The following is a 19,202-nucleotide window of genomic DNA, read 5'->3' on the forward strand; positions in this document are numbered from 1 at the left end:
CATGGCGCGTACGGAAGTCCATGAGGTTCACCGTCATTGGAAACTTCACGGTTGACATTATAGAGGGAAGGAAAAGACCAGGAGGAGGAGCGTATTACTCCTCATTGGTTCTCTCAAAGTTTGCCGATGTGAGGGTTCTCACAAAGATAGGGCCAGATTATCCAAGAGAATGGTTAAAGGAAATGGAAGAACATGTTGAGCTAGTTCCCATAAGGGGAATCTCAAGCGTAGTGTACGAGCTCATTTACAGAGGAGAAGAAAGAGTCATTAGGGTGCTCTCCAAAGGAGATGCATTCAAAGATCATGAACTCCTAGAAGTTCGAGGAAAAGTTATCATAAATCCTGTGGCCAATGAGATATCCCCCAATCAAGTTTTGCTATTTCGGAAGCCATCTCTTGACGTTCAGGGGTTTGTTAGGGAGCTAAAGGAGTATGTAGGCCTGAGGGAAATTAACGGTTGGTTTCTCTCCAATTGTAAGGTCGTCCATGCTTCCCTCGAGGAGTATCAGAAAATAGTGAACCCAGGAAAGCCCGAAGTATTAGCGGTAACAAACGGAAGCAACGAGGGAATTCTGATAGCTAGCGAAACGATTAAGTTCAGACCAAGGAAGATTAACATCAAAGATCCGACGGGAGCAGGGGACGCATTTTTAGCCCTGCTAACTTATGGAGTTGAAAGGTTTGGCATCAGAGAAGGGTTAGAGTTTGCACTTGAGGAGACGGCAAAGTTCTTGAACCTTGGATTAGAGAAGTACTTGAACCGCGATGATGAAGCCTCGATTGGCTGAATCGCGATGATTGGGAGGGACTTCCCTGAGCGGGTGGTGAAAATGGACCGCTATGCCCTTTTAATAAAAGCCCCCAAAGACCATGATATCACGGAATTCCAGAAGGAGATTAAGAGAATTGCAGAAGAGCACGGGTTAGTAGCTGAGATGCATAGGTGCATCGGAGTGACGGTTGACCTCGTTATAATATACAACAACGGGATCGTCCTTATAAGGAGAAAGAACGAACCCTACAAGGGCTATCTTGCCCTTCCTGGGGGTTTCGTTGAGTACGGCGAAAGGGTGGAGGAGGCTGCAATAAGGGAAGCAAAGGAGGAAACTGGGCTCGATGTCAAACTTTTGAGGATAGTTGGAGTTTACTCCGATCCAAATAGAGATCCAAGAGGACATACAATCACTATAGCGTTCCTTGCCGTGGGAAGTGGAGAACTTAAGGCCGGAGACGATGCAAAGGATGTGACTGTTGTCCCAATTGAAGAGATAGAAAAGGTGAAGGAAAGACTGGCCTTTGACCATGCAAAAATAATAGAAGACGCCCTCAGATTGAGATAGCTATTTTCCTTATTTCTTCTGCAAACTCCGTTTTCATAAGCTCTTCAACGCTTCCTATCCTTGACTCAAGGTCTGGATAGAACTTAATGCCGGCGAGATACTTGACCCCATACTTCGCCGCAAGCTCCCTAACGTCCTTTTCTTCGTCAAGCTTCATGTTCTCAATTATGCCAAGTATCTCCCTATTTTCTTCTTTTAGCAACTGAATTAGCTTTTCAACGACATTTAAGGCCAATTTTGATGGAGTAGCAACTATCAAGAACTCTCCGCGCTTGAGGAACCTTAAGACATCCAAGAATTGATCCCCAAGCCCCGGTGGCATATCAATTATCAAGTAGTCGAGCTCATCCCACCTCGTTATCGTCAAAAGCTCTATGAGGGCATCGCTTATTTCCTTGCCCCTGAGAGGGGTTGGTCTATTCTCGGTGTAGTAAACGATGCTCATGAACTTTATCCCGTGAACCACTGGAGGAACTACTCCTTTATCTTCCTCAGGAAAGTCTTTAGGCTCAAAACCCAGGATTATGTGATCGCTTGCCCCGTGGAAGTCGAGATCCAAAAGACCAACCTTATTACCAGCTTCAGCTAAAGACAGAGCCAGAACCGTAGAAACTAGGGATTTACCGACTCCCCCCTTGCCACTAACAACCGGGATCACTTTCTTAACTTTTTCAAGCCTTGCCGAAATCGCAATTTCTCTGGGATCAATCATTTCAATCACTCTCCTTTTCGATTTTTATTCCCCCTATGTAAACTCCCCTCCCCTTTACCACCTCAAAATCATGGCTTCCACACTTGGGGCATGAAACAAAAGCATGAACAACCTCAGGAATGAAGTGAATGTCCTCCCTTATCCTGTCGTTCAGTTTGTCCCTTACCTCCTTAAGCCTCCACTCATATCCACATGCACGGCACTTGAATACTGCCTCTTCCTCTTCAAATATTATCTCGGCATTCTCCGCTATAGTACCTTTGAAAAGCTCCCTCATTGCAAATCCAACGATATCAGCGTTCACGTCCTGCAATTCCCCCAGGACAACTTTAACTGCAAGGACTTTCGAGGCTCCTTCCTTTTGAGCATAATCGAGAACCGTTCTAACTATGGCATCCGCCAAGGCCCACTCGTGCATGTTATCACCAAACTAGACTTCGGTAGCACACCTTATAAATTGGGGAGTTTTCAACCAAGGGTTTCCCACGTTAAGACGCTGATAGTATTGGTAATATTTATATCTTATCGCCTTAAATATTGTTGGTGATTCATATGAGAGCCTTTATATCAGTTGACCTTGAGGGGTTGCCATATATAGTCAGCAGGGAGCACCTTTTTGTAAAGGGAGCCCTGTACAATGAAGCAAGGAAAGTGGCAACTAGGATAGTAAGGGCGGTTGCAGAAGAGCTTCATGCTCAAGGATTTGAGGAGGTAGTTGTTGCGGATTCACACGGTCCAATGGTTAACGTGATTCCCGAGGAGATGCCAGACTTTGTCTCGCTAGTTAGGGGATTCCCAAGACCGCTCAGCATGGTTGCATTTGCCAAAGGAAGTGACTTGGCGATATTCCTAGGGTACCACGCTAAGGCCGGAACGAGCTACGCAACGTTCGATCACACGTACAGCGGAGCAACGATAGACAGGATAACCATAAACGGAATAGAAGTTAGTGAGTGTCTAATGAACGCTATGTTGCTTGGAGAATGGGAAATTCCGGTGGGTCTTGTTGCCGGTGATGAGGCCCTGAAGAAAGATCTTGAACTTTTACCATGGGCAGAGTTTGTAACCCTAAAGAAGGCCTCAGGAAGGTATTCAGCGATAAGCCCATCATTGAGAAAGATTGAGGAGGAGCTCAGGGAGAAAACTAGGGCAACTGTTGAAAAGCTTAGGAAGAGCGAGCTTAAGCCGTTCAAGCTTGAAAAGCCAGTAAAAGTTGGAGTTAGGTTCTTGAACAGTGCTTATGCTGAGGTTGCAGAATTGCTCCCCTTCGTTCACAGAAAGAGCGGGAAAGAGGTAGAGTTCACCGCAGAAACCATGGAGAACGCGTACAAGATCCTAGAAGTCTTAATATTTGCTGCAACTGGCGTTTCATATATAACTTCTAGATAGCTTTACCTGTCCAAACATTTTTTAATGTTCACCTTTCCTTTTCTTCGATGCTCCATGACATGCAGGAGTGATCGTTTTTGGCTTGAATAGGGGGCTTGTTTTTGGAGCTCCCACTAGATTAGAGGCTATTCTCCTGGAGGTGATTCCATGAAAGTAGTTCTCCCAGATGGTAAAATACCCAGGAAATGGTATAATATACTGCCAGATCTGCCAGAGTCCCTAGCACCACCCCTAGATCCAGAAACCGACGAACCAATAAACCCAGAAAAGCTAAAGAGGATATTTGCAGAGGAACTCGTAAAACAGGAGATAAGCCAGGAAAGGTATATTGAAATTCCGAGGAAAGTTAGAGAAATGTACTCAAAGATAGGCAGACCAACACCCCTTTTCAGGGCCACGAATCTTGAGAAAATGTTGGACACTCCAGCTAAGATATACTTCAAATACGAAGGTGCAACCATTACCGGAAGCCACAAGATAAACACTGCCCTAGCTCAAGCTTATTACGCAAAGAAGCAAGGAATAGAAAGACTAGTTACAGAGACCGGCGCAGGGCAGTGGGGAACCGCGCTAAGCCTTGCTGGAGCCCTACTGGGTCTAAAAGTTAGGGTCTACATGGCAAGGGCCAGCTACTACCAGAAACCATACAGGAAGACTCTTATGAGGGTCTACGGTGCTGAGATATTCCCAAGTCCAAGCGAAAATACGGAGATCGGGAGGAAGTTCCTGAAAGAGAATCCCAATCACCCAGGTAGTTTGGGGATAGCAATAAGCGAGGCTATTGAAGATGTCCTCAAGGACGAGAAGGCTAGGTACTCCCTTGGTAGTGTCTTAAATCACGTCCTAATGCACCAAACGGTTATTGGACTCGAGGCTAAAGAGCAGATAAAGGAGTTTGAGGAGCCCGACGTTATAGTCGGATGCGTAGGTGGTGGAAGCAACTTTGCTGGTCTAGCGTACCCCTTCGTTAAAGATGTACTCGATGGAAAAGCAGATTACGAATTCATAGCGGTAGAACCAAGAGCTGCTCCCAGCATGACGAGGGGGATTTACACCTACGATTACGGAGATTCTGGAAGGCTGACGCCAAAGATGAAGATGCACACCCTGGGACACACCTACTATGTTCCTCCAATTCATGCTGGAGGACTGAGGTACCACGGACTGGCACCAACCCTTAGCATTCGGAATAGTCAAGCCAATAGCCTACCACCAGACCGAAGTCTTTGAAGCAGCCGTGCTCTTTGCAAGGGCGGAGGGGATAGTTCCGGCTCCCGAGAGTGCACATGCTGTAAAGGCCACAATAGATAAGGCGTTAGAAGCTAAAAAAGAGGGCAAAGAGATTGTTATCTTATTCAACCTCAGTGGACATGGACTTTTAGATCTAAAGGGCTACGAAGACTTCTTATATGGAAAATTAGAAGATTATGAGCCAGAAGAATTCCCAATCCTGAGCGCTAAATCTTGAACCTCAGTATAGCTCCAAGGCCACCGAATGCCCTGTAGAACTGCTGACCTTCTTCGGTGTCAAGGGAAATTATCTCCACGTCTGCTCCTGACTCCTCTGCCATTTTTATTAATTCTTCAGCGACATCCCACTTCTCGAAGCTTATGTTCTGGCTTCCGCACTTGGGGCACCTGTTCAGCTTTCTCCTATAAACCTCAAAGTCCTCCTCGCTCATGGTCTTAAGCTCCTCCCAGCCGCAGTTGTTACATTTGGCCCTAACTCTGACCTTGTTGTACCCTTCACTTATCAGCAGGATATCTACGGCCCCTATCTCTAAGGCCTTCCTGACTTCTCTCTCACCATAGGTTGCGAAACCGGTGTCCTTAACGACGTGCTTAAGGAACTCATTGACAAGGTTCCTCTCCCTTATGACTTCGTGATCCCTGAGTATGTCGGCAGCCTTTGCCACTAACTCCCTAAGCCCATACTCGCCATGGTAGCTTATATCTACCACTCCGATTATCTTCTTCTTGAGCTCGTGGTGCAGGTAATCCCCCTCGACGAATTCTTCCTTGGTGGGCCCAGGACCTCCGATTATTATGCCCTTGAGCTCGCCTTTCTCAAGGAGTGGAAGAAAGGCCCTGTTTGCGTGCTCTCCAATTCTCTTCATGAACTCATGAGTTTCCTGTTCCCTGATTCTCTCATATCTTCGAGCTGACTGACCCCCCGCCCTTGTCTTTCCTGGGACGTTGGACGTTAGCTCATCAAGAACTTCAATTCTCTTGCCCCTGAGAAGTCCTATCGTTGCCTCGTTCTTTTCGACCGTAATTAAGCCGTAAGCATCCTTAACCCTGAGCATCTCCTCAAGGGGTTCCGTGACAAAAGTCTGATCACATCGATAGAGCCTAACGTTCAGGGGCTCTGGGGGGATTATAGCCCAAAGCCTTATGTCCGTAACCCCCTCCATTTCACTCACGTTTCCAACGAATAAAGCTAATCCGTTCTCCGGAGTTTGTTTGTAAAGTTTAAGGTGCTGCATCGCTCTTTCAAGGGCTCCAAGCACATTCTTCCTTGTTGTCTTCGACTTTATGTTCTGAGCTGTACTATACTCCTCCCTAAGTTGTTGCATGACCTTGCTTATGTCGTAACCGGCAGGAATATAGAGTGAGATTAACTCCGTTCCTCTTCCCCTAATCTTTTTAAGCTCATCAATTTTCTTCTTCAATTCATAAAGTTGAGCGTCACGCTGAGTCATTTCCCTCACCTCACGCGCACAAACGTTTAAAAATTTAGCCAATTTATAAAGGTTTGGCATGGTGAAGGGAACGTGAGGCTGGAAAAGGTAAGATGTGAGGAAAGCTTAACTAGCTTTCTCACTACCTTAGGGATAGACATCGAAGATGGAGAAAACTTACCTTTCGTTGGTGAATACTTCGTAGAGTTCAAAGGAGTCAAGTACGAAGGAAAATCCTTAGATGAGTTAGAGAACATAATTATGAACCTTTTAGGCACTTACGTTGTTGTTCCAGCTTATAATGAAGAGAAAACAATTGGAAAAGTCCTCGACGAACTTCTCGAAGTGTTCCCACCAGACAGGATAATAGTGGTTAATGACGGGAGTTCAGATAGAACAGAAAAAATAGCAAAGTCTAAGGGCGTTAACGTTATTACCCACTTAATAAACAGGGGACTTGGTGGAGCCCTTGGAACTGGTATAGCCTATGCATTAAAAAAGAACGCAAGGATAATTGTAACGTTTGATGCTGATGGGCAACACTTAGTTGAAGACGCACTGAGAGTCATGAAGCCGGTAGTGGAAGAAAAAGCCGATCTCGCAATAGGAAGTAGGTTGAAAGGTGACATATCCCAAATGCCCCTAATTAAGAGGATAGGCAATTTTGGTTTAAATGTAATCACTGCATTCTTTGCCATGAAATACATTTCGGATACCCAAAGTGGATTAAGGGCAATTTCTGCAAAGTGTGCAGAGAAGATTAGGATTACATGTGATAGGTACGCTGTGTCAAGCGAGATAATAGTTAAGGCCTCTAAGAATAAATGTAGGATAGTGGAAGTGCCAATAAAGGCCATATATACCGAATACTCAATGAAGAAAGGAACTAACATCATGGAAGGTATAAAGATTGCCCTTAACTTACTCTTAGACGCGTTTAGGAGGTGACTAAAGTGTATACGATTCAATACATAGCGTTATTTGCTATACTTGGACTAATAATTTACGTATTTCTCAAATTTAGAAACCAAAAGTTGGAATTATCTGACTTTATAGCTTGGGAATTATTTCTTGTGATATTGTTGATAGTATCCCTGGCGCCAGTGGAAATATCTATGAAAATAAAAAGGATATTAGGCCTTGGCAGAGGGCTGGATGCATTATTTGTTTCAATGATAGGACTTGCGTACCTTTTAATGTTCAAACTGTACCTTGACATAGACAGAATAGAAAGAGAGATAACAGATCTCAACAGAGAAATTGGAATAAAACTGAAAGAGATAGAGGATCTATTGAAGCGAAAACCTTAATTTTGTTTTACTTAATAACCAAAATAGTACCGGAGGGATCATGATGGAACCTAGAGAATTTAAACTAAACCAGAAAGGAATAAAAGCAGTTCTTCCCTCACTAGAAGCTGAGATAATGGAATACATGTGGGAGGTACGAGAAGCAACAGCCGGAGAAGTTTATGACTATTTAAAGAAAAAATATCCCGAGCTAAGAAGGTCTACGGTCAGCATTTTAATGAACAGATTATGTGAAAAAGGCCTATTAAAAAGGAGAATGGAAAGAGGCAGAGGGGGAATACGATATATATATAGCGTGACAACAACTAGGGAGGAATTCGAAAGGAAAATTGTTGAGAAAATAATAGAATCACTAATAGCAAACTTTAGGGAAGCCACGTATGCATATCTTTCAAAAATTAAGAAGTGATAGGAGATGCTATACCTGATATTCCTGCTTCAAGTCATAATGACAGTAATATCACTCAAAAAAATTGGGTTATTTTTGTCTCTTGGTGTGCTAATTTGGTTGTATTTAACTTATAAGCTATCCTTAAGATTAAAACTTCCAAAAGATAGGTATTCAAAAATCCAGTGGGAGGATATGCCCTGGCTTTATGACGGGATAGCAAGGATGGCGAATAGGGCTAGGATCCCAATGCCAACTATCTACGTGGAAGACTCCCCAATACCAACTGCATACTCATTCAAGAACTCAATAGTTCTCTCAGCTGGGCTGTTTGAAGTTCTAAGTGAGGATGAGATACTAGCTGTTGCAGCACATGAGATAGGCCACATTAAGAATGCCGATACAGTATTATTTCCAATCTCTAAATATGGACAATATGGAATAGGAGTACTATCAGCCGCAGTAATTATGTTTGGATCCTCATTCTATGCAAAACTAATAAGCTTGATAACGTTTTTTGCTTATTTACTATCACTCCACAAGTTCTTAAGGAAAAGAGAATTCATGGCCGATAATGTTGCAATAAGGATAGCTGAGGTTCCATATGCCCTGAAAAATGCACTTGAGGAACTTAAATACTATGAAGCAATGATAAATTCAAAGGATATTCCTCTACCAACCATACAACCACAAATAAACAGAAAAAAGGATGAAGGGCTTAATATAGCTACATTAATTAGCACACATCCGACATATGAAGAAAGGATAGCAAGAATAATGGCAATTGTAGATATGTACAATAGGATATTCGAGTTCAATTAACTTTTATAAGGGGGTGCATTTTGAGTAAAAAACATGACAACAGAGATATTCTTAGACAAAGAAAAAGCAGAAAAAATTAAGAAAATTCGACCAACAAAAGATGAATACTTTATGCTTATAGCAAAGCTTGTTTCCTTGAGAGCCACTTGCCCAAGATTAAGAGTAGGGGCAGTAGCAGTAAAAGATGGATATATCCTTGCAACTGGGTACAATGGGGCTCCAAGGAATATGGATCATTGTATAGATGTAGGGTGTATTTTAGTTGATGGCCACTGCCATAGGGCAGTTCATGCAGAACAGAATGTAATAGCAATGGCCGCAAGAAAAGGGATAAGCCTTGAAGGAGCAACACTATATGTGACTCACTTTCCCTGTGACACTTGCTTCAAGCTCCTTATAAACGCTGGAATAAAAGAGATAGTATACGAGGAGATGTATCCTAACAAAGTAACAGAAATGCTACTAAAAGAGGCCCAAGAAAAAGGAATTATAAAGATAAGACAGTTTAAACTGTCAAAAGAGAGAGTGAGGCAGTTCTTAGAAGAACTTTTTCCAGAATTTTGTGGAGGTTACAAGGAAAAAGGCGAGGACTAGCGACCAAACCTTCTCTCTCTTTTTTGGTATTCTCGGATTATTCTAAGGAAGTCTATTTTCCTGAATTCTGGGAAGTACACATCAACGAAGAACAACTCGCTATAAGCTATTTGGTACAGAAGAAAGTTGCTTATCCTGACTTCACCTCCAGTCCTTATTACTATATCTGGATCTGGCATATTAGGGATATAAAGGTACTTTTTGAGCAATTCTTCGTTAATATCTTGGATATCAAGCTTTCCATTCATTACGTCTTTTACAATTTTCTTAACGGCGTCAACAATTTCACTTCTTCCTCCATAGGCCAGGGCTACGTTAAGAATAAGGTTGTTATATTTTCTTGTCACCCTCTCCGCTTCCTCAGCGGCTTCTCTAACGTTCTCTGGCAGGAGCTCCTTTCTGCCAATAACGTTAACCCTTATCCCATACTCATGAACTCTCTTATCCTTAACAAGCTCCTTGAACTTTTCTTCAAAGAGTTGCATTAGCTTATTAACTTCTTCCTTTGATCGCTTAAAGTTTTCAGTTGAGAAAGCATAAACTGTTAAAATTCTTATACCAAGCTCATGACACCACTCCACTATCTCTTCAAGCTTTTTAGATCCAAAAAAATGCCCGTACCAAGGTGGCTTCTCATGCTTCCTTGCCCATCTCCTGTTTCCGTCCATAATAATAGCTACGTGCTTTGGCAAGTTCCCACTTTTAACTTTTTCAAATAGGTATCTCTCATAAAGATCGTACGCCGGCTTAAAAAGTATGGGAGGGACGTGAGATATAATCCTGTAAATCATATTTTCTTTCTCCCCCTCATGTGTTTCTCAGCAAGCTCCATATAAATTTCAGCATTCTTCTTAGTCCACTCGATCTCTTCCTCACTCAACTGCCTAACTACCTTCCCTGGGATACCTATAACGAGGCTGTAATCAGGAATCTCCTTATTTGGGGGCACAAGAGCTCCAGCACCGATTATTACATGGTCCCCTATCTTTGCCCCATCTAATATTACCGCCCCCATCCCTATTATAACATAGTTGCCAACTTTGGCACCGTGAACAACAGCATTGTGACCTATTGTAACGTACTCACCAACCTCAGTTGGCAAACCATGAGAAGTGTGAATGCTAACGTTATCTTGAACGTTTGAGTACTTTCCAATATATATCTGCTCTATATCTCCCCTCAGAACAGCCGATGGCCAAATGCTGGTTTTCTCCTCAAGAACCACATCTCCAATTACAACGGCATTCTCGTCAACGAATGCCGTTGGATGAATTTTAGGTCTCTTCCCATTAAGCTCATATACCACCATCATACTTCACCTCCAAAATAAGCTAACCCATGCGCTTTTAAGGTTTAACTATTGAAAATGTAAAGGCAATGAGGAAAATTTCGCTAGCTGAGTGATGATGACTACCCTCGCAACCGAGCCTACTTTAGCCTTTCAAGGATTATTGCTGGACAAACTTTCGTTACCCCTTCGATCTTCCCTATTTTGTTTGAGATTATATCAGCAAGATCCTCTCCGTCCCTTGCCCATATAACTGCCATTATCATGTGATCTCCGCTGGAAAGGTAAAGTTCCCTTACGAAGTCAAATTCCTTTAGCTTTTCTGCTACCTCGAAGAGTTTCTCCGGCTTAGTATCGACCCCAGTGATAGTCACTAAGGAGTACCCAAGTTTCTTGGGGTTAAGCCTTATTGTATACCCCTCTATTATCCCTTTTTCTTCCAGGGCTTTAACTCTCTTCCTCACCGCGGTCTCACTGATGCCCAGCCTTTTAGCTATCTCCGTGAACGGCGTTCTCGCGTCTTTTACCAATATATCTAGTATTATCTTATCCCTATCATCTATCATTTTTCGAACCACCTTAGTATAAATTCAGAACCGAAGTATATAAAGTATTGGTTTTTAAAGTTTGTGATAATTGCAGAATTAGGTAGGGAAAGCTATCAGAAATCCAAGAATTAATTAGAAAATCGAAAGAAGAGAAATCAGTGCTTAACCCAACCGCGGTCAAGCATTGCCTGGTAGACTCTCTGGACTGCAACAACGTAAGCTGCGTCTCTCATGTGGATGTTCTTCTCTTTTGCAGTGTTGTAGACATCGTAGAATGCCTTGGTCATCTTCTTGTCAAGCCTCTCCCTGACTTCCTCTATTGTCCAGTAGTAGCCAGTTATGTTCTGAACCCACTCGAAGTAACTGACTGTAACTCCACCTGCGTTACAGAGGAAGTCAGGTATCTGGAGGACTCCCTTCTCGAAGAGGATCTCATCAGCCTCTGGTGTGACTGGACCGTTTGCAACCTCAGCGACGATCTTGGCCTTTATGTTGTCGGCGTTCTTCTTAGTTATAACTTCTTCAATTGCGGCTGGAGCTAGTACGTCGACCTCAAGCTCGAGAAGCTCCTCATTGGTTATGTTGGTTGCTCCTGGGAAGTCCTTAACGCTACCGTGCTCCTTCTTCCACTTGAGAACTTCGTCAGCGTTGAGGCCATCGGGGTTGTAAATTCCACCCTTGCTGTCGCTAACTGCAACGACCTTCATTCCAAAGTCTTCGCTCATTATCTTGGCGAGGTAGTAACCCGCGTTACCGTAACCCTGGATTGCGATTGTCTTGCCCTTAAGGTCATCCCAACCGAGAACCTTTGCAGCCTCTCTTATGGTGTATGAGGCACCTCTTGCTGTAGCCTCAATTCTACCAAGTGAACCTCCAATGCTGAGTGGCTTTCCTGTTATGATACCGAATGCGGGAGTCTTCCTCCTGCTTATGGTCTCGTACTCGTCCATCATCCATGCCATGATCTGTGGGTTAGTGTAAACGTCAGGAGCTGGAATGTCCTCGTATGGGCTTATGACATCGTAAATTGCCCTTATGTATCCCCTAGCGAGCCTCTCCTTCTCCCTGTCTGAGAGCTTCTTGGGATCAACTATAATTCCACCCTTACCTCCACCATATGGGAGGTCCATAACAGCAGTCTTCCAAGTCATCCAAGCAGCGAGAGCCTTAACTGTACTGAGGGTCTCCTCTGGGTGCCACCTAATTCCGCCCTTGGTTGGACCTCTAGCCCAGTTGTGCTGGACTCTAAATCCTGTGAATACTTTGACAGTACCATCATCCATCTCTACCGGAATTGAGACCTCAACAATCCTCTGGGGCCTCTTCAAGAACTCAAGGGCCTCCTCACTTATCTCCATATACTGAGCAGCCCTCTCAAGTTGCTTAATAACAATCTCATAAGGGTCTTGCTCAACCATGTTCACCACCCCAATTTAGTCGATTGGCGATACAGGTTTGAACAGTAGACTATATAAAACTTTCGGTAAATAAGGGTGAGAATCCTTTTGTTCATTGAGCTCTCGGATGTAAAATCTATTTCGGTAGAAAATTCCAAGTAGAATAAACGTTTTGGCAAAAGAAGTTATAAAATCACGAATTTTACATGCATCAATGCACATACAAGAACTTTAACGTTCGTGAATTTGTTGGGGCAAAAGAACGAGCCCTCAGCGAGAAGTCGATCATCATAAATCAGCTCACTCCTTTTCCAATCATCGGGCTCTCTTTTTCCTTTCTATTCTTTCTTTTCTAATCTCCATTTTAGCCCGTTTTTGTTTCTCAACTTCTTCTCTAAATGCCCACTTTAATAAGGGGGGTGTCACAATCACTGAGACAGTAATAAATATTAAGGTTGCCGCAATGAACTTTGGAGCATCATCAGGTGAAATTGCCCCAGCATGGATCGCAACCATTAAATCTACTAAGGCAACCTCAGTTCTAGGAATTGATCCAATACCCATTTGAAGGGACATTTTAAAGTTTTCACGAGTTAAGAGAAAGCTTTTCCCTCGACCCCAGGCAGTTATCCAAGCCCCAAATCCTCTTCCAGCAATTTTTCCTATTATTGCAATAGCACTTAATACAAAAGCGAGCTTAAGGGCATCGACATTTCCAAATACTTTTAGATTGAGCATTGCACCTGTGTGCACGAAGAATATTGGGATCAAAAACCCATATCCGATACTTTTTATCTCTTCCATTATTCTCTTACCTTCTGGCAACTTCGAAAGAATTAAACCCATCATAAAGGCTCCCTCTATTGCAGCAGCAAACCATCCTTCTGCTAAAGCCGCGAATAAAAACATCATACCCACAATCATCCCAAGGATGCCCTTCTCTACTCGTAATTTTTCAGCAAATTTAACATAATAGTCTATGAAGTACCATCCTAGCACCCCAGTGATCATGAAAAATAACACTATTTTAACACCCAAACCTAAAAGGGAGCCACTCCCAACTGCAAATATTATCAAGGCAATCCCAAGAAAGTCATCCATAACACTTGCGCTTAGTGATGCTGCTCCAACTTCACTCCTTAGAACACCGAGATCCATCATTACCCTAACGGTTAAACCTATGCTCGTCGCGGTTAACAGAACACCACCAGCAAAGGCCTCCCTATAGTCATATCCCATCCACCTTAAAGCGTAGTATCCCATTACAAGAGGGACAAAAACTCCAAGAAGAGTAGAAACAGTTGCTGTAACCCCAGTTTTTTTCAATTGCTTAATATCAGTATCAAGGGCTCCCAAGAATAGGAGAAATATTATTCCAAGCTTTGCCAGGAAGTCTATAACTTCACTAGATCCCATTGTTATCGGAAGGTACTTCTCACTCACAATGCCAAAGTAAACAAGATTACCTAAGAGCATACCCATTAAAAGCTCGCCCAATACCCCAGGAAGTCCAAACCTCTCAACTATTGAATCTCCGATCTTTGCCAGCATCACAGCTACTCCGAGTGTGAAGAGGATCCACGTTGCTGCTTCCATTCTTCACCCCCCACCCTTATTAACCTAAGAAATTCCGTTATTAAAAGCCTAAGACTTATCTCTCCTTTTAATCTGCCTTCATAATCAACTAGGGCCAATATGCCAACTCTATACCTTTTCATTTTTTCAAGAGCCTCAAGCACCGTAGCATCTTCTTCAATAGTTAAAACGTTCCTTTCCATAATATCTCCGGCTTTCTCAGCGCCTCCCATTATTGACTTAAAAAGTGAGCTTATCATGCCCAGCCTTGCCCTCTTGGGGGGAAGCAGAATATCAATCACATCAAGATACCTAACAACACCAACCAGCTTCATATCTTCCTTATTGTTTACCACCCACACATGATGCCTCGTTCTGAGTATCTTCATTATGTCAATTATCGGTGAATTCTCTTCAACAATTGGCATCTGCGCTAGGGGAGGAGTTATCTGGCTTACCTTCATAGAGTGAAAAGCATTTAAAGCCCTCTCAAGATCCATTCTTTACCCCCCACTAAGCACTGGCATAACCTTAACAACATCACAATCACTAACCTCAGCGTCTTCAGTTGCTACTTTTCCATTAATAATTATTATCTTCTCCTTTACCTCGTCAAACCTAGGTATAACTTCCCTAAGGACGTCCCCTACCCTTCTCTTTCCATCAACCTTTATTTCAACCTCCTTGGCTCCAGCTAAGTGGGAAAATAAACCCATAAGCTTTATAATCACCCTACCACCCATAACGTATTTAACGTACCTCATTAAATGTCTTTTCATGTTTAAGGGCTTCAAGATTACCGTAGTCATTCCAGCCTATAATGAAGGGAAAAGAATAGGGAGTGTTCTTTCGAAAATTCCAGATTTCGTAGATGAAGTAATTGTTGTAGATGATGGATCAGAAGATAATACCTCAGAAATCGCCAGATCGTTCGGGGCAAATGTTATCCGACTAGAAAGGAATTCGGGAAAAGGTGCTGCCTTAAGAGAGGGCATAAAGAGAACAAGTGGGGATATAATAGTCCTCATGGATGCAGATGGTCAGCATAATCCAAAGGAAATACCGAAGCTTCTAGAACCAATTGTTCAAGGGAACGCTGACTTCGTCATTGGAAAGAGGATAGTAAAAAAAGGAAAAAGACCACTTATAAGAAAACTAAGCAACTGGATAACTTCAACTCTCATATCCTTAAAGGTGGGAGAAAGGATAGAGGACTCCCAAAGCGGATTTAGGGCAGTAAAGAAGGAGTTCATCCCCAAAATTACAAGCGATAGGTATGAAGTTGAAACTGAAATCCTAATAAAAGCTAAGAAGTTGGGAGCTAGGATTGTTGAAGTTCCCATATCAACTAGATATGATGTCGAAACCGGGCACTTCAAACTCATTGATATCGTGAGATTCTTGCAGACACTAATTAAATCCTAAAACTTTATCTCCACATTAATAAAAGTTCAAACTACAGGTGAACGCAATGAGGGCCAAAGTTAGGATTCTCGGAGTAAAGACAGGAGGATTTACTATTTTCATAAATCCCAAAGATGCCCAAGAGTGGAAGATACACCCAAATGACTTAATCAGAATTGAAAGTGGAAAAAAATCTATATATGGAAGCGCCGCGATAAGCGATTTTGTTGAAGCAGGTGAAATAGGACTATCTAAGGATATCCTAGAGAGCCACCAATTTTCTGAGGGAGAAACTGTGGCCCTATCACCAGCAGGCACCCCTGAGAGCGTTAGATACATAAAGAAAAAAATGAAGGGAGAGAAACTTAGAAAAGTCGAAATAGAAACTATAGTCAAAGATATAGTAGACAGAAAACTCAGAAATACTGAAATAAGTGCTTTTGTAACTGCACTTGAAATAAACGGGTTAGACATGGATGAGATTGCAGCACTAACCATAGCAATGGCGGAAACTGGTGATATGCTTGACATTGACAGGAAACCGATTATGGATGTCCACAGCATAGGCGGTGTGCCAGGTAACAAAACAAACGTCATTGTTGTCCCAATAGTGGCAGCAGCTGGATTAACAATACCAAAAACAAGCTCAAGAGCAATCACAAGCGCTGCTGGAACTGCAGATGTTGTTGAGGTATTAACAAATGTGACGTTAGGTCTAGATGAAATAAAAAGGATAGTAGAGAAGATAGGAGCATGCTTAGTGTGGGGCGGAGCACTCAACTTAGCACCTGCTGATGACTTAACTATCCACGTTGAAAGAAGACTTAGTCTAGATCCAAGGGGATTAATGCTTGCCAGTATAATGTCCAAGAAGTACGCAATAGGAAGCCAGTACGTACTTATTGATATCCCCACAGGAAAGGGCGTGAAAGTTGAGACAATGGAAGAAGCGAGATCCCTTGCAAAAGACTTTATCGAACTAGGTAAAAGGCTAGGGCAGTATGTGGAGGTTGCAATTACCTATGGCGGGCAACCAATAGGTCACACAATTGGACCAGCCTTAGAAGCAAAGGAAGCCTTACAAACCCTAATGACAGGAAAAGGACCAGGAAGCCTAGTCGAAAAGGCCATTGGATTAGCAGGGATTTTGCTGGAGATGGGGGGAGTAGCGGCAAAAGGCATGGGAAGAAAAGTTGCGAGAGAAATTCTGGAGAGCGGAAAGGCTTATCAGAAGATGAGAGAAATCATAGAGGAGCAAGGTGGAAATCCAGACATAAAACCAGAGGACATTCCAATAGGAGACAAAACATACACCATTCACGCCCAATCAAATGGATATGTAACGGCAATAGACAACAAGGCAATAACTGCCATAGCAAGGGAAGCCGGAGCTCCTGAAGATAAAGGTGCAGGAATCATGCTACATGTCAAAGTTGGAGAAAAAGTGAAGGAGGGTGATCCCCTTTTCACAATCCATGCCGAGAGTGAGGGGAAGTTAGACAAAGCGATAATTCTCGCCAGACGTCTTGAGCCTATAAGAATAGAGGGGATGGTACTTCAAGTTGTTGGTAATCTTTAGTGTTTTCCATGCCTCTCGTACCAACCCCACTCTTTTTTAGGCCCAAAAGCCCTTACTCCTTTATGAACTAAAGTTACCCTAAGTTGCTTCGCCATCTCTGGAGTTATTTCCCCTTGCTTTTCCATCCAGTTTATTATTTCTAGGGCCTCTTCATCAGTTTCACATCTCCTGAGAAAGTCTATTATCGTTGGATTGTACCCCGAAAAATCTATCTTGTCTTCTTCCTCTTCTAGTAATACTTGATACTCATCAAGCCTTATTCCAGATATTCCCACACCTTCACTCCCCTCAAGCTCCTTAGCTAACGCGGGAAACTTTTCCTTGAACTCTTCAATCTCGTACTCCTGCCAAGGAAGTTCATCAATTGGTTTTTTCTTTTCCCCCATACTAATTTATCCATATTGGGTGACCTTCATATACTTTTTCCTCTTCGCAAACAAAGGGAAGAGAAAGATATTTAACTTAAAAGTTCAAAAAACTGGTAAGACACTTTAATTCACCATGGGGGGATTAACGTGGAAGGCCGCTCAATAGTTTTTGCATCAGGGAAGGGAGGTACAGGTAAAACCACAACTGTCGCTAATATTGGTGTTGCCCTAGCTCAATTTGGAAAAGAAGTTATACTTATTGATGCAGATATAACAATGGCAAATCTAAGCCTCATTCTTGGAATGGAAGATATACCAATAACTCTTCATGATGTTTTAGCTGGTGAAGCTGAACTAAAAGATGCTATATATGAGGGGCCTGCAGGAGTGAAGGTAATCCCAGGAGGTCTTAGCTTAGAAAAAGTAAAGAAAGCAAGGCCCGAAAAGCTAAGGGAACTAATTAGGGAAATAGGACAGATGGGAGATTTCATACTAATCGATGCTCCCGCGGGACTTGAATTGACATCTGTAACTGCACTGCTCATAGGGAAAGAACTCATTATAGTTACTAACCCAGAGATAGCCGCTATTACTGATTCCCTTAAGACTAAACTTGTTGCAGAAAAATTAGGAACGTTACCATTAGGAGCTATCCTAAACAGGGTTACAAGTGAGAAAACGGAACTAAGTAAAGAAGAAATTGAAGCTTTACTTGAGGTTCCTGTAATGGGCATAGTTCCCGAGGATCCAGAAGTCAAGAGGGCATCGGCATACGGTGTCCCATTAGTGATAAAGAATCCCACAAGTCCAGCAGCAATAGCATATAAGCAAATAGCAGCGAAGTTAGCTGGTATAAGATGGAAGCCCCCAGAGCCAGAAAGCCCAGTTAAAAGAATCTTTAAGGCTCTGTTTGGGGGGAGGAGAAGATGAACATCCTATTAATCATCCTCTTAATCTCAGTATTGCTTAATATCATAATAGGGATGCTGTACTTCTCGGCAAAAAGAAATCCCTATTATGTAGTTTACGATGAAGAAACCAAAAACCAGTTAAAGAGGCGTGTACTTCACTTAAAGGAGGATTTAGAGTCAGAGCTTGAAGAATTTGATGTTAGTGAGTGGGAGAAGCAGCTAGAAAAATCTCTAGAGGAAGAAATCAAGGGACTCTAATATACGGGCATTTCTACTTCTCTACCCCTTATTCCAATTTGCATTCTCATGATATCAACTGCCCTTTTTATGTCACTGGCAACTTCCCTAAGTTCATCTGGTATAACTCCCTGTCCACTCTCTGCATAAGACAAAACCTCCTCTAATTCGCCTTCAACGAGCTTTCCACTAAACACTACCACTCTGCCCCCCTCTACTATTACAAGCTTATCAGGGTAAGCTAATCTAACTTTCATTTTAATCACCTCCATTAACTATAACTATAGTATAGAAGTTTTAACCTTTTGGTCATATTATTTCCTTCTTTTCTCTTTAATTTCCCTCAGATACGGGTACCTCATTATATGGCCGCACTCAAGGCAGGTAATTACAACATGAGGCATTCTTTTAGTTCTAAGTCTTACTCGAGCATTCACCCCAGGAACTAGAAAAGCATGGCATTTTTTGCAGTACCTTCTCTTCCACTTTCGAGGAATCTTAACTTTTGCCTTCTGCTGTACGCTAAGTGCGAGTTCAACATACCTTTTTGCAAGTTCAGGAGAATAAGAGAAAACCCTTTCAGCTAGGGTAAAAAGGGTATCAATTCTTTCAAGAGCAATCCTCTTCTTCTCCCTCTTTTCCCAGTCTCTCTTAGGCAA

General features: G+C 42.6%; 25 protein-coding genes and 1 pseudogene. 13 read left to right on the forward strand and 13 right to left on the reverse strand.

Going from position 1 to position 19,202, the window contains the following annotated elements; translation table 11 throughout:
* The first annotated feature begins 20 nt into the window (after positions 1 to 20).
* Complete coding sequence (locus P8X24_RS01290) at positions 21 to 788, forward strand: PfkB family carbohydrate kinase (protein ID WP_372913713.1); 768 nt, start codon at positions 21 to 23, stop codon at positions 786 to 788.
* 42 nt (positions 789 to 830) lie between these two features.
* Positions 831 to 1,340, forward strand: a complete 510-nt coding sequence (locus P8X24_RS01295) for an NUDIX domain-containing protein (protein WP_372913714.1) — start codon at positions 831 to 833, stop codon at positions 1,338 to 1,340.
* Here P8X24_RS01295 and P8X24_RS01300 read toward each other — a convergent pair.
* Together P8X24_RS01300 and hypA are read right to left on the reverse strand one after the other, a co-directional pair.
* Complete coding sequence (locus P8X24_RS01300) at positions 1,327 to 2,052, reverse strand: Mrp/NBP35 family ATP-binding protein (protein ID WP_372913715.1); 726 nt, start codon at positions 2,050 to 2,052, stop codon at positions 1,327 to 1,329. The genes P8X24_RS01295 and P8X24_RS01300 overlap by 14 nt on opposite strands.
* A 1-nt stretch (position 2,053) precedes the next feature.
* Entirely contained in the window at positions 2,054 to 2,470 is a 417-nt protein-coding gene (gene hypA, locus P8X24_RS01305; RefSeq protein WP_372913716.1) for a hydrogenase nickel incorporation protein HypA, read from the reverse strand.
* A 134-nt stretch (positions 2,471 to 2,604) separates the two neighbouring features.
* On the opposite strand from hypA, the gene P8X24_RS01310 reads away from it, so the two are divergent.
* Together P8X24_RS01310 and P8X24_RS01315 are read left to right on the forward strand one after the other, a co-directional pair.
* Positions 2,605 to 3,441, forward strand: a complete 837-nt coding sequence (locus tag P8X24_RS01310) for a M55 family metallopeptidase (RefSeq protein ID WP_372913717.1) — start codon at positions 2,605 to 2,607, stop codon at positions 3,439 to 3,441.
* Positions 3,442 to 3,588: 147 nt separating this feature from the next.
* Positions 3,589 to 4,909 (forward strand): annotated as a pseudogene (locus P8X24_RS01315) (TrpB-like pyridoxal phosphate-dependent enzyme).
* Here P8X24_RS01315 and prf1 read toward each other — a convergent pair.
* Positions 4,899 to 6,143 carry a peptide chain release factor aRF-1 gene (prf1, locus tag P8X24_RS01320; RefSeq protein WP_372913718.1) on the reverse strand — a complete coding sequence of 415 codons (1,245 nt, stop codon included), beginning with the start codon at positions 6,141 to 6,143 and terminating at the stop codon, positions 4,899 to 4,901. The pseudogene P8X24_RS01315 and the gene prf1 overlap by 11 nt on opposite strands.
* A 72-nt stretch (positions 6,144 to 6,215) precedes the next feature.
* On the opposite strand from prf1, the gene P8X24_RS01325 reads away from it, so the two are divergent.
* From P8X24_RS01325 to P8X24_RS01345, 5 genes are read left to right on the forward strand one after another with little or no spacing between them, the layout of a single operon-like run.
* On the forward strand, positions 6,216 to 7,070 hold the full coding sequence (locus P8X24_RS01325) for a glycosyltransferase family 2 protein (protein WP_372913719.1): 855 nt from the start codon (positions 6,216 to 6,218) through the stop codon (positions 7,068 to 7,070).
* Positions 7,071 to 7,075: 5 nt separating this feature from the next.
* Positions 7,076 to 7,432 carry a DUF2304 domain-containing protein gene (locus tag P8X24_RS01330; protein ID WP_372913720.1) on the forward strand — a complete coding sequence of 119 codons (357 nt, stop codon included), beginning with the start codon at positions 7,076 to 7,078 and terminating at the stop codon, positions 7,430 to 7,432.
* Between the two features lie 43 nt (positions 7,433 to 7,475).
* The gene (locus P8X24_RS01335; RefSeq protein ID WP_372913721.1) at positions 7,476 to 7,841 is read left to right on the forward strand and encodes a BlaI/MecI/CopY family transcriptional regulator; all 366 of its coding nucleotides are present in this window, start codon (positions 7,476 to 7,478) and stop codon (positions 7,839 to 7,841) included.
* Positions 7,842 to 7,847: 6 nt separating this feature from the next.
* On the forward strand, positions 7,848 to 8,642 hold the full coding sequence (locus P8X24_RS01340; RefSeq protein WP_372913722.1) for a M48 family metallopeptidase: 795 nt from the start codon (positions 7,848 to 7,850) through the stop codon (positions 8,640 to 8,642).
* A gap of 33 nt (positions 8,643 to 8,675) precedes the next feature.
* Complete coding sequence (locus P8X24_RS01345) at positions 8,676 to 9,236, forward strand: deoxycytidylate deaminase (RefSeq protein WP_372913723.1); 561 nt, start codon at positions 8,676 to 8,678, stop codon at positions 9,234 to 9,236.
* Here P8X24_RS01345 and uppS read toward each other — a convergent pair.
* The 7 genes from uppS to P8X24_RS01380 all read right to left on the reverse strand — a co-directional run bounded on the left by uppS (position 9,233) and on the right by P8X24_RS01380 (position 14,775).
* Complete coding sequence (gene uppS / locus P8X24_RS01350; protein ID WP_372913724.1) at positions 9,233 to 10,027, reverse strand: polyprenyl diphosphate synthase; 795 nt, start codon at positions 10,025 to 10,027, stop codon at positions 9,233 to 9,235. The genes P8X24_RS01345 and uppS overlap by 4 nt on opposite strands.
* Positions 10,024 to 10,545, reverse strand: coding sequence for a gamma carbonic anhydrase family protein (locus P8X24_RS01355; RefSeq protein WP_372913725.1), 522 nt, complete (start codon positions 10,543 to 10,545; stop codon positions 10,024 to 10,026). The genes uppS and P8X24_RS01355 overlap by 4 nt, the downstream gene beginning before the upstream one ends.
* 119 nt (positions 10,546 to 10,664) lie before the next feature.
* Entirely contained in the window at positions 10,665 to 11,090 is a 426-nt protein-coding gene (lrpA, locus tag P8X24_RS01360) for an HTH-type transcriptional regulator LrpA (protein WP_372913726.1), read from the reverse strand.
* A gap of 137 nt (positions 11,091 to 11,227) precedes the next feature.
* The gene (gdhA, locus tag P8X24_RS01365) at positions 11,228 to 12,490 is read right to left on the reverse strand and encodes a glutamate dehydrogenase (RefSeq protein WP_372913727.1); all 1,263 of its coding nucleotides are present in this window, start codon (positions 12,488 to 12,490) and stop codon (positions 11,228 to 11,230) included.
* A gap of 294 nt (positions 12,491 to 12,784) precedes the next feature.
* Positions 12,785 to 14,065, reverse strand: coding sequence for a cation:proton antiporter (locus P8X24_RS01370; protein WP_372913728.1), 1,281 nt, complete (start codon positions 14,063 to 14,065; stop codon positions 12,785 to 12,787).
* A complete protein-coding gene (locus tag P8X24_RS01375) occupies positions 14,026 to 14,544 on the reverse strand; it encodes a CBS domain-containing protein (protein WP_372913729.1) in 519 nt (172 codons plus the stop codon). Before P8X24_RS01375 ends, P8X24_RS01370 begins: the two co-directional genes overlap by 40 nt.
* A 3-nt stretch (positions 14,545 to 14,547) precedes the next feature.
* Positions 14,548 to 14,775, reverse strand: a complete 228-nt coding sequence (locus tag P8X24_RS01380) for a MoaD/ThiS family protein (protein ID WP_372914169.1) — start codon at positions 14,773 to 14,775, stop codon at positions 14,548 to 14,550.
* Positions 14,776 to 14,821: 46 nt separating this feature from the next.
* Between P8X24_RS01380 and P8X24_RS01385 the strand changes: the two genes are divergently transcribed.
* Both P8X24_RS01385 and P8X24_RS01390 read left to right on the forward strand, forming a co-directional pair.
* The gene (locus P8X24_RS01385) at positions 14,822 to 15,469 is read left to right on the forward strand and encodes a glycosyltransferase family 2 protein (RefSeq protein ID WP_372913730.1); all 648 of its coding nucleotides are present in this window, start codon (positions 14,822 to 14,824) and stop codon (positions 15,467 to 15,469) included.
* Between the two features lie 46 nt (positions 15,470 to 15,515).
* Positions 15,516 to 17,027, forward strand: coding sequence for an AMP phosphorylase (locus P8X24_RS01390; RefSeq protein ID WP_372913731.1), 1,512 nt, complete (start codon positions 15,516 to 15,518; stop codon positions 17,025 to 17,027).
* Here P8X24_RS01390 and P8X24_RS01395 read toward each other — a convergent pair.
* Positions 17,024 to 17,413: a DUF2095 family protein gene (locus tag P8X24_RS01395; RefSeq protein WP_372913732.1), complete on the reverse strand. Its 390-nt coding sequence runs from the start codon at positions 17,411 to 17,413 to the stop codon at positions 17,024 to 17,026. The two genes, P8X24_RS01390 and P8X24_RS01395, sit on opposite strands and share 4 nt — an antisense overlap.
* Before the next feature lie 129 nt (positions 17,414 to 17,542).
* Between P8X24_RS01395 and minD the strand changes: the two genes are divergently transcribed.
* Positions 17,543 to 18,325 (forward strand): cell division ATPase MinD, encoded by a 783-nt coding sequence (minD, locus tag P8X24_RS01400; protein WP_372913733.1) that lies wholly within the window; start codon positions 17,543 to 17,545, stop codon positions 18,323 to 18,325.
* Positions 18,322 to 18,564, forward strand: a complete 243-nt coding sequence (locus P8X24_RS01405; protein WP_372913734.1) for a hypothetical protein — start codon at positions 18,322 to 18,324, stop codon at positions 18,562 to 18,564. The genes minD and P8X24_RS01405 overlap by 4 nt, the downstream gene beginning before the upstream one ends.
* On the opposite strand, the gene P8X24_RS01410 is transcribed toward P8X24_RS01405, so the two are convergent.
* Positions 18,561 to 18,815: a hypothetical protein gene (locus P8X24_RS01410; protein WP_372913735.1), complete on the reverse strand. Its 255-nt coding sequence runs from the start codon at positions 18,813 to 18,815 to the stop codon at positions 18,561 to 18,563. The two genes, P8X24_RS01405 and P8X24_RS01410, sit on opposite strands and share 4 nt — an antisense overlap.
* A 42-nt stretch (positions 18,816 to 18,857) precedes the next feature.
* The gene (locus P8X24_RS01415; protein ID WP_372913736.1) at positions 18,858 to 19,202 is read right to left on the reverse strand and encodes a ribonuclease P protein component 4; all 345 of its coding nucleotides are present in this window, start codon (positions 19,200 to 19,202) and stop codon (positions 18,858 to 18,860) included.

The sequence above is a fragment of the Pyrococcus kukulkanii genome (assembly GCF_041647995.1).
GTDB lineage: Archaea > Methanobacteriota_B > Thermococci > Thermococcales > Thermococcaceae > Pyrococcus.

Excerpts from the sequence above, each read along its gene's own strand:
- P8X24_RS01290 (WP_372913713.1), top strand. The coding sequence starts at position 21 with ATGAGGTTCACCGTCATTGGAAACTTCACGGTTGACATTATAGAGGGA.
- P8X24_RS01295 (WP_372913714.1), top strand. The coding sequence starts at position 831 with ATGGACCGCTATGCCCTTTTAATAAAAGCCCCCAAAGACCATGATATC.
- P8X24_RS01300 (WP_372913715.1), bottom strand. The coding sequence starts at position 2,052 with ATGATTGATCCCAGAGAAATTGCGATTTCGGCAAGGCTTGAAAAAGTT.
- hypA (WP_372913716.1), bottom strand. The coding sequence starts at position 2,470 with ATGCACGAGTGGGCCTTGGCGGATGCCATAGTTAGAACGGTTCTCGAT.
- P8X24_RS01310 (WP_372913717.1), top strand. The coding sequence starts at position 2,605 with ATGAGAGCCTTTATATCAGTTGACCTTGAGGGGTTGCCATATATAGTC.
- prf1 (WP_372913718.1), bottom strand. The coding sequence starts at position 6,143 with ATGACTCAGCGTGACGCTCAACTTTATGAATTGAAGAAGAAAATTGAT.
- P8X24_RS01335 (WP_372913721.1), top strand. The coding sequence starts at position 7,476 with ATGGAACCTAGAGAATTTAAACTAAACCAGAAAGGAATAAAAGCAGTT.
- P8X24_RS01340 (WP_372913722.1), top strand. The coding sequence starts at position 7,848 with ATGCTATACCTGATATTCCTGCTTCAAGTCATAATGACAGTAATATCA.
- P8X24_RS01345 (WP_372913723.1), top strand. The coding sequence starts at position 8,676 with ATGACAACAGAGATATTCTTAGACAAAGAAAAAGCAGAAAAAATTAAG.
- uppS (WP_372913724.1), bottom strand. The coding sequence starts at position 10,027 with ATGATTTACAGGATTATATCTCACGTCCCTCCCATACTTTTTAAGCCG.
- P8X24_RS01355 (WP_372913725.1), bottom strand. The coding sequence starts at position 10,545 with ATGGTGGTATATGAGCTTAATGGGAAGAGACCTAAAATTCATCCAACG.
- lrpA (WP_372913726.1), bottom strand. The coding sequence starts at position 11,090 with ATGATAGATGATAGGGATAAGATAATACTAGATATATTGGTAAAAGAC.
- gdhA (WP_372913727.1), bottom strand. The coding sequence starts at position 12,490 with ATGGTTGAGCAAGACCCTTATGAGATTGTTATTAAGCAACTTGAGAGG.
- P8X24_RS01370 (WP_372913728.1), bottom strand. The coding sequence starts at position 14,065 with ATGGAAGCAGCAACGTGGATCCTCTTCACACTCGGAGTAGCTGTGATG.
- P8X24_RS01375 (WP_372913729.1), bottom strand. The coding sequence starts at position 14,544 with ATGGATCTTGAGAGGGCTTTAAATGCTTTTCACTCTATGAAGGTAAGC.
- P8X24_RS01385 (WP_372913730.1), top strand. The coding sequence starts at position 14,822 with ATGTTTAAGGGCTTCAAGATTACCGTAGTCATTCCAGCCTATAATGAA.
- P8X24_RS01390 (WP_372913731.1), top strand. The coding sequence starts at position 15,516 with ATGAGGGCCAAAGTTAGGATTCTCGGAGTAAAGACAGGAGGATTTACT.
- P8X24_RS01395 (WP_372913732.1), bottom strand. The coding sequence starts at position 17,413 with ATGGGGGAAAAGAAAAAACCAATTGATGAACTTCCTTGGCAGGAGTAC.
- P8X24_RS01405 (WP_372913734.1), top strand. The coding sequence starts at position 18,322 with ATGAACATCCTATTAATCATCCTCTTAATCTCAGTATTGCTTAATATC.
- P8X24_RS01410 (WP_372913735.1), bottom strand. The coding sequence starts at position 18,815 with ATGGAGGTGATTAAAATGAAAGTTAGATTAGCTTACCCTGATAAGCTT.